This is a genomic window from Streptomyces scabichelini (assembly GCF_011045015.1).
Lineage (GTDB): Bacteria > Actinomycetota > Actinomycetes > Streptomycetales > Streptomycetaceae > Streptomyces > Streptomyces scabichelini.
Genome location: NZ_JAAKZY010000446.1, coordinates 1 through 2164 on the forward strand (window position 1 = coordinate 1; position 2164 = coordinate 2164).

Consider the following 2164-nt stretch of genomic DNA (forward strand, 5'->3'; position numbering starts at 1 on the left):
CGCGGCCCACGCCCCACACCCGACACAAACTCCGGCGCAGGCAACGCCCCCCGATCCACCTTCCCGTTCACCGTCAACGGCAGCCGCTCCAACTCCACGAACGCCACCGGCACCATGTACTCCGGCAACGATTGCCCCGCGAACGCCCGCAGGTCGGCGGTCGACGGCAGCTCGGCGTCGGGAACGAGGTAGGCGACCAGCCGTTCGTCGCGGACGATGACCACGGCCTCGCGGATCGCGGGATGAGCGGCCAGCCGGGCACTGATCTCACCCGGCTCGATGCGATACCCCCGCACCTTCACCTGATCATCGCTGCGGCCCAGGAACTCCAGACTCCCGTCCGCCCGCCGCCGCGCCAGATCACCACTGCGATACAGCCGGGAGCCGGGCGGACCGAACGGATCCGGCACGAACCGCTCCGCCGTCAGCTCCGGCCGGTTCAGATACCCCCGCGCCACCCCCGGGCCACCCACATGAATCTCACCCGGCACCCCCACCGGCACCAACTCACCGAACCGGTCCAGCAGATACACCGACAGGTCATTCAACGGACGCCCGATCGGGCTCGCCGACCCACCGGCCGCGACATCCTCCCCACCCACCGGGTAGTACGTCACATGCACCGTCGTCTCGGTGATGCCGTACATGTTCACCAGCCGCGGAGACTCCAGACCATGCCGCGCGGCCCAGCCCTGAAGCGCCCCGCAGTCCAAAGCCGCGCCACCGAAGACGACGGTCCGCAGGGCCAGTTGTCCAGCCGTGTCGGAGGCGTCGGCCGTGTCGGCCGCGCGGGTGCGGTCTTCCTCGATGAGCTGGGTGAACGCCGACGGTGTCTGGTTCAGCACCGTCACACCCTCACGCACCAGCAACTCATGGAAACGAGACGGCTCCCGCGCCGTCATCTCCGGCACCACCACCAGCCGGCCACCGTGCAACAGCGCCCCGAAGATCTCCCACACCGAGAAGTCGAACGCATACGAATGGAACAACGTCCACACATCGTCCGGACCGAACCCGAAATCCGCCCGCGCCGTCTCGAACAACCGCACCACACTGGCGTGCGCCAGCACCACACCCTTCGGCCGCCCCGTCGAACCCGACGTATAGATCACATACACCGTGTTGTCCGGCACCGAGAGCGACACCGGGGCGGTCTCCGGACGAGACGCGACGACCTCCGCATCCCGGTCCAGGACCACCAACTCGCCCTCGTACACACCCTCCAGCACCGACACCGGACCACCCGAGGTCACCACCACCCGGGCACCCGCATCCGCCAGCACAAACCCCAACCGCTCCGCCGGACTCGCCGGATCCAACGGCAGATAACCCGCCCCCGCCTTCAGCACACCCAACAACGACGGCACCAGGTCGGGTCCGCGCTCCAGACACACCCCCACCAACGACTCCGGGCCGACGCCCAACGACCGTAGGTGGTGGGCGAGTTGATTGGCCCGCGCGTCGACCTCCGCATACGTCAACGACACCGCACCGCACACCACCGCCACCGCATCCGGCGACGCCGCCACCCGCTCCTCGAAAATCTCGTGCACACACCGCTCCACCGCCACCGACGGCACCACCGGCCCCGCAGCGGAGAGCAGGAACTCGCGCTCCTCGGGCGGCAGTACGTCCACCCTGTGGATCTGCCGGTCCGGGGCGTCCACGACGGCTTCGAGCAGGTGAACTAGGCGTTCGCTGATCCGCTGGGCCTCGTCGGGGGCGTAGACGTCGGGGCGGTAGCTCACTTTGAGGGTGAGGCCGGCTCCGGGGACCGGGATGGCGGAGAGGGACAGCGGGTAGTGGGTGGCGTCGTCGAAGCCGATGCCCACGAGTTCGAGGTCGCCGAGGACGGCGGTGAACACGGACGGATCCAGGGGGTAGTTCTCGACGACCATGCTGGTGTCGAAGAGGGTGCCGAAGCCGGTCCTGCGCTGGATGTCGGACAGGCCGTAGTGGTGGTGCGGGATCAGCGCCGACTGCTCCTCCTGGAGCCGCCTCAGCAGCCCGATTACCGACTCCTCCGGACGCAACCGGACGCGTACCGGCAGCGTGTTGATGAACAGGCCGAGCATCCGCTCGACGCCCTCCAGCTCCGGCGGACGCCCCGAGACCGTGGCACCGAAGACCACGTCCTCCCGGCCGGTCTGCCGCGCCAGCAGCA

General features: G+C 68.9%; 1 protein-coding gene. It reads right to left on the bottom strand.

Features of this window, described 5'->3' with window-relative positions; all coding sequences use genetic code 11:
- A partial coding sequence (locus G5C60_RS50520) for a non-ribosomal peptide synthetase (protein ID WP_165271037.1) occupies positions 1 to 2164 on the bottom strand: 2164 nt, incomplete at both ends.